Source organism: Immundisolibacter sp., from assembly GCF_028696615.1.
Lineage (GTDB): Bacteria > Pseudomonadota > Gammaproteobacteria > Immundisolibacterales > Immundisolibacteraceae > Immundisolibacter.
The window spans coordinates 1-5,949 of record NZ_JAQVGQ010000167.1 but is presented as its reverse complement, the minus strand read 5'-3'; the positions used below and the strand labels follow the sequence as shown (position 1 = coordinate 5,949).

Sequence of the window (5,949 nt, the reverse complement as noted above, 5' to 3'; positions counted from 1 at the left end):
GCCGCCAGGACTGCACATACGCACTGCCCGAGGCGCTGATCGCCCAGCAGCCGCTGGCCGAGCGCACCGCCAGCCGCCTGCTGTACCTGCCGGCCGCGGGACCGCGCCAGGATCTGCGCTTCGCCGATCTGCCGGCGCTGCTGCGCGCCGGTGATCTGCTGCTGCTGAACGACACGCGCGTGATCCCGGCCCGCCTGCGCGGCCGGCGCGACACGGGCGGGCGGGTGGAGGCGCTGCTCGAGCGCCAGTCCGGCGAGCGCACGGCGCTGGCGCAGCTGCGCGCCAGCAAGGCGCTCAAGCCTGGTGCGCGGCTCGAGTTCGCCGGCGGCGGGCAACAGGTCGGCGCCAGCGTCGGGCAGCGGCAGGGCGAGTTTTTCGAGCTTCAGTTCGACCGCCCGCTCGCTCAGTGGCTCGACGCGATCGGCGAGCTGCCGCTGCCACCCTACATCGCGCGGCCGGCCGGTGCGCAGGACGAGCAGCGCTACCAGACCGTCTATGGCCGCGCGCCGGGGGCGGTGGCGGCGCCGACCGCCGGGCTGCATTTCGACGAGGCGCTGCTGGCGCAATTGCGTGCCGGCGGTGTCGAGGTCGGCACCATCACCCTGCACGTCGGCGCCGGCACCTTCAAGCCGGTGCGCGTGGACGAGCTTGCCGAGCACCGCATGCATGCCGAGCGGGTGCAGGTGTCGCAGGAGGTGTGCGCGCAGGTGGCGGCCACGCGCGCGCGCGGCGGGCGGGTGGTGGCGGTCGGCACCACCGTGGTGCGCGCGCTCGAGAGCGCCGCCGCCGGTGGCGAGCTCGAACCCTTCGATGGCGAAACGCGGCTGTTCATCACGCCCGGTTACCGGTTCCGGGTGGTCGACGTGCTGATCACCAATTTCCATTTGCCGGAGTCGACGCTGCTGATGCTGGTCTGTGCCTTTGGCGGTTACGAGGCGGTGATGGCGGCCTACCGGCACGCGGTCGAGCAGGGCTACCGCTTTTTCAGCTATGGCGATGCCATGCTGTTGGAGCGGGCGCGGTGAGATTCGAGCTGCTGGCGAGCGACGGCGCCGCCCGGCGCGGCCGGCTCACGTTCGAGCGGGGCGTGGTCGACACGCCGGCCTTCATGCCGGTTGGCACGCAGGGGACGGTGAAGTCCCTCACCGCGCAGGAAGTGGCCGACACCGGCGCGCAGATCCTGCTCGGCAACACCTTTCACCTCATGCTGCGCCCGGGCGTCGACATCGTGCGCCGGCACGGCAGCCTGCATGGGTTCATGGCCTGGCCGGGGCCGATCCTCACCGACTCGGGCGGCTTTCAGGTCTACAGCCTCAAGACGCTGCGCAAGATCAGCGAGCAGGGCGTGTGGTTTCGCTCGCCGATCGACGGCAGCCGCGTGTTCCTCGGACCCGAGGAGGCGATCGCCGTCCAGCACGGGCTCGGCAGCGACGTGGTGATGATCTTCGATGAATGCACGCCGTACCCGGCCGACCATGAGACGGCGCGGCGCTCGATGGAACTGTCGCTGCGCTGGGCGGCGCGCAGTCGCGCGGCGCACGGCGACCACCCGGGCGCGCTGTTCGGCATCGTGCAGGGCGGCGTGCACGAGGACCTGCGCGCGGCCTCGCTGGCCGGACTGCTCGACATCGGCTTCGACGGCTACGCCGTAGGTGGGCTGTCGGTGGGCGAGCCGCGGGACGACATGCTGCGCGTGCTGGATTTTCTCGGGCCGCGCCTGCCGGCCGACCGGCCGCGGTACCTGATGGGAGTCGGCACGCCGCAGGACATCGTGGAGGCGGTGCGCCGTGGCATCGACATGTTCGACTGCGTGATGCCGACCCGCCACGCGCGCCATGCGTACCTGTTCACCGATGAGGGCGTTCTGCGCCTGCGCAACGCCCGCTACCGCGACGACACGCGCCCGGTGCAGGAGGGCTGCGCCTGCTATACCTGTCAGCATCACAGTCGGGCGTATCTGCGGCATCTGGATCAGGCCGGCGAGTTGCTGGGCATGCGCCTGAACACGCTGCACAACCTGCACTACTACCAAACCCTGATGCAGCGCCTGCGGCGCGCCATCGAGACCGGCAGCCTCGATGCCTGCGTGGCCGAGTTCTACGGCCGCCAGGGGCTGCCAGTGCCCCCTATGTCATAATCCACCGCCATTTTTTGGCCTGAAACCGCAGGAAAAACGCATGTCGATGTTCATCCAGGACGCGCTGGCCGAGCAGGCGCCGGCTGCCATGGGCGGCACGCCGCCGGGCTTGGGGCAGATGTTCTTCATCCTGGCGCTGTTCGTGGTGTTTTATCTGATGATGATCCGGCCGCAGATGAAGCGGCAGAAGGAACACCGCAAAATGATCAGCGAGATCAAGCCCGGCGACGAAGTGGTGGTGGCCGGCGGCATTGCCGGGCGCGTGGCGCGCGTCACCGATCAGTTCCTGGCGGTCGAGATCGCCGACGGCGTCGAGGTCAAGGTGCAAAAACACGCCGTGGGCCAGGTGCTGCCCAAGGGAACCCTGAAGTCCGTCTGACCTCCACCAGCCGAGCCTGCGCCCATGAACCGTTATCCCTGGTGGGGCAATCTGCTGATTGCCCTGGTGCTGGTGCTGGGCGGGCTGTATGCGCTGCCGAACTTGTACGGCACCGACCCGGCGCTGCAGGTGTCCGGTCAGCGCGGTCGCACGGTGGACGACGCCACCCGTCAGCGCATCACGGAGGCGCTGCAAGCGGCCGGCCTGTCCGCCAAGGCTGTGGCGGTGAGCGGCGACGGCCTCACGCTGCGTTTTGCCGACACCGACCAGCAGCTGAAGGCGCAGGATGCCGTGCGCGAGGCCTTGGGGGCCGACTACACGGTGGCGCTGAACCTGGTGCCGGCGGCGCCGGCCTGGCTGGCCGCCATCGGCGCGCGGCCGATGTTCCTGGGTCTGGACCTGCGCGGTGGCGTGCATTTCCTGATGGAGGTCGACACGGCGTCTGCGGTGCGCGCCGCCGAGGAGCGGCTGGTCGACGACCTGCGCCAGCTGCTGCGCGAGGAAAAGCTGCGCTACGAATGGGTGCGCCGGGTCGCCGACGGCGAGCGCAGCGGCGTGGAGCTGCGCCTGCGCGCGGTCGACGATGTCGCCAAGGCGCGGGCCCTGATCGGCCGCACGCACCCCGAGCTGGTGCTCGATGTGGCCGCCGATGATGGTCAGCGACTGGTCGGCCGCCTGAGCGACCCCTACCGCATCGAGGTGCGGCGCCTGGCGCTGCAGCAGAACATCACCACCCTGCGCAACCGCGTCAACGAGCTCGGCGTGGCCGAGCCGATCGTGCAGCAGCAGGGCGACAGCCGCATCATCGTGCAGCTGCCGGGTATCCAGGACACCGCCCGCGCCAAGGAAGTGCTGGGCGCCACCGCCACGCTGGAGTTCAAGCTGGTGGACGAGGAGCACGACCTGGCCGCCGCGCTGGCCGGGCGCGTGCCGCCGGGCTCGCGCCTGTACACCATGCGCGACGGCCGGCCGATCCTGCTCAAGGACCGCGCCATCCTGACCGGCGAGTACATCACCGACGCCGCCTCGGGCTTCGACCAGCAAAGCGGCGGGGCGGTGGTGCACGTGTCGCTGGACAGTCGCGGCGCCAGCATTTTCGAGCGCGTCACCGGCGAGAACGTCGGCCGTCGCCTGGCGGTGGTGTTCATCGAGAACAAGACCGACACCGTGCGCCGGCCCGACGGCACGGTCGAGCGGCGCACGCGCCGCACCGAAGAGGTCATCACCGCGCCGGTGATCCAGGATCGGCTCGGCCGGCGCTTTCAGATCACCGGCATGGCCAGCGCCCGCGAGGCGCGCGATCTGGCGCTGCTGCTGCGCGCGGGGTCGCTGGCGGCGCCGCTCAGCATCGTCGAGGAGCGCACCATCGGCCCCAGCCTCGGCAAGGAGAACATCGACAAGGGCGTGCGCGCCGTGGTCGCAGCGCTGGCGCTGGTGGTGCTGTTCATGGCGCTGCGCTACCGCGTGCTGGGCCTGATCGCCGACGTCGCCGTGATCGGCAACCTGCTGCTGATCCTCGCCATCATGTCGCTGCTGCAGGCCACGCTCACGCTGCCGGGCATCGCCGGCATCGTGCTCACGCTCGGCATGGCGGTGGACGCCAACGTGCTCATCAACGAGCGCATCCGCGAGGAGCGGCGCAACGGCAACTCGCCGCAGGCCAGCATCGCCGCCGGCTACCACCGCGCCTTCGGCACCATTCTGGATGCCAACGTCACCACGCTGCTGGCGGGCCTGCTGCTGTTCGTGTTCGGCACCGGGCCGGTCAAGGGCTTTGCCGTCACGCTGTCGATCGGCATCGTCACTACCGTGTTCACGGCCGTGTTCGTGACGCGCGCCCTGGTCAATGTCATCCAGCCGCGCGGGCGTCGCGTGGCCGCTGCCGCGCGGAGCTGAGTCATGGCGCAGTCGACGTTCAAAATCGATTTCATGCGTTACGCGCCGGTCATGCTGGCGCTGTCGGGCCTGCTGGTGCTGATCTCGCTGATCTCGCTGGCCACCCGGGGGCTCAACTTCGGCATCGACTTCACCGGCGGCACGCTGGTCGAGGTGCAGTACCCGGCGCCGGTGGAGCTCGAGCAGGTGCACGCGGCGCTGGCCGGCCATGGTCTCGACAAGGCGGTGGTGCAGTATTTCGGTACCCGCAGCGAGGTGCTGGTGCGCATCCCGGGCCAGGTGGCCGGCTCGTCGAGCGAGCTCAGCACGCGCGTGCTGGAGGCACTCGCCGTCGGTCAGGCCGACAAGGTGGCGCTCAAGCGGGTGGAATTCGTCGGCCCGCAGGTCGGCGGCGAGCTGATCACCAACGCCGCGCTGGCGGTGCTGTACGCCATTCTCGCCATCGGTGCCTACGTGGCGTTCCGTTTCGAATACCGCTTCGCCATCGGCGCCATCGTGTCGCTGCTGCACGACGCCATCATCACGGTCGGCTTCTGCTCGCTGTTCGGCATCGAGTTCGACCTGACCGTGGTGGCGGCGGTGTTGACCGTGATCGGCTACTCCATCAACGACACCGTGGTCATCTACGACCGCATCCGCGAGAACTTCCCACGCATGCGCAAGGCCACGACGCGCGAGATCATCAACCGCTCGGTCAACGAGACCATGACGCGCACCATCGCCACCACCGCCACCGTGGTGCTGGCGCTGCTGCCGCTGGTGTTCTTCGGCGGCGATGCCATCCACAGCTTTTCGCTGGCGATGCTGCTGGGCGTGATCGCCGGCTGCTACTCCACCATCTACGTGGCCAGCTGGTCGCTGCTGCCGACGGGGTTGTCGGCCCGCGACATGATTCCGCCGCCCAAGGAGAACGCGCAGACGCCTTGATTGAAAGGCCGGATCGGTCGGTCCGGGACCGCTGGTTGTTTGAGGCTGGATCGGTCCATCCTGGACCGCCCAGCCCTCGCTACCCGAAAAGCGTGATTTTCGGGTAGCTCCGTTTTCAACGCGGTGCGTTGAAAACGCGCGGCACATCCCTGTGCCGCAGGGTGTGCCTTGGCGCGGCGTTTTCGCTTGTGCGCTTAATCGATCAGATCGTGCGGATCGCAACCCATGTTGATGGGTTGCGGAGGGCCGTCGTTCGGCCATACGAGCGCGCTTTCGCCGCTGCACCACGGGCCGAGCACGACGCGCCTGCCGGCGGCCAGCCGATGCACGCCCGGCCGGTGCGTGTGGCCGTGCAGCAGGAAGTCGGCGCCGGCGGCGCGCAGGGCGGCATCGGCGGCGGCGGCATCCACGTCCATGACGGCCGCCGTCTTGCTGGCCGTGGCGCTGCGGCTCGCGTCCTGAAAGCCGCGCGCGATGTGCAGGCGCTCGGCCGGCGGCTTGGCCAGAAACTCCGCCACGAAGGCCGGCGCCCGGATGCGCGCCCGAAACGCCTGGTAGTCCACGTCGGCAAGGCACAGCTGGGCGCCATGCCTCAGCAGCACGCCCCGGC

The 5,949-nt window shown here is 69.7% G+C and carries 5 protein-coding genes and 1 pseudogene; 5 read left to right on the top strand and 1 reads right to left on the bottom strand.

Features of this window, described 5'->3' with window-relative positions; translation table 11 throughout:
• The first annotated feature begins 23 nt into the window (after positions 1–23).
• The 5 genes from queA to secF are packed head-to-tail and all read left to right on the top strand — an operon-like array spanning position 24 to position 5,339.
• Complete coding sequence (gene queA, locus PHC73_RS10555) at positions 24–1,025, top strand: tRNA preQ1(34) S-adenosylmethionine ribosyltransferase-isomerase QueA (RefSeq protein WP_366949857.1); 1,002 nt, start codon at positions 24–26, stop codon at positions 1,023–1,025.
• Positions 1,022–2,137 carry a tRNA guanosine(34) transglycosylase Tgt gene (gene tgt, locus PHC73_RS10550; RefSeq protein WP_300127748.1) on the top strand — a complete coding sequence of 372 codons (1,116 nt, stop codon included), beginning with the start codon at positions 1,022–1,024 and terminating at the stop codon, positions 2,135–2,137. The genes queA and tgt overlap by 4 nt, the downstream gene beginning before the upstream one ends.
• 46 nt (positions 2,138–2,183) lie before the next feature.
• Positions 2,184–2,516: a preprotein translocase subunit YajC gene (gene yajC / locus PHC73_RS10545; RefSeq protein ID WP_366949856.1), complete on the top strand. Its 333-nt coding sequence runs from the start codon at positions 2,184–2,186 to the stop codon at positions 2,514–2,516.
• A gap of 24 nt (positions 2,517–2,540) precedes the next feature.
• Complete coding sequence (gene secD, locus PHC73_RS10540; RefSeq protein ID WP_300127743.1) at positions 2,541–4,412, top strand: protein translocase subunit SecD; 1,872 nt, start codon at positions 2,541–2,543, stop codon at positions 4,410–4,412.
• Positions 4,413–4,415: 3 nt separating this feature from the next.
• Positions 4,416–5,339, top strand: coding sequence for a protein translocase subunit SecF (secF, locus tag PHC73_RS10535; RefSeq protein WP_300127741.1), 924 nt, complete (start codon positions 4,416–4,418; stop codon positions 5,337–5,339).
• Between the two features lie 194 nt (positions 5,340–5,533).
• Here secF and PHC73_RS10530 read toward each other — a convergent pair.
• Positions 5,534–5,949 (bottom strand): annotated as a pseudogene (locus PHC73_RS10530) (hypothetical protein); the annotation flags it as partial.

Excerpts from the sequence above, each read along its gene's own strand:
- yajC (WP_366949856.1), top strand. The coding sequence starts at position 2,184 with ATGTTCATCCAGGACGCGCTGGCCGAGCAGGCGCCGGCTGCCATGGGC.
- secD (WP_300127743.1), top strand. The coding sequence starts at position 2,541 with ATGAACCGTTATCCCTGGTGGGGCAATCTGCTGATTGCCCTGGTGCTG.
- secF (WP_300127741.1), top strand. The coding sequence starts at position 4,416 with ATGGCGCAGTCGACGTTCAAAATCGATTTCATGCGTTACGCGCCGGTC.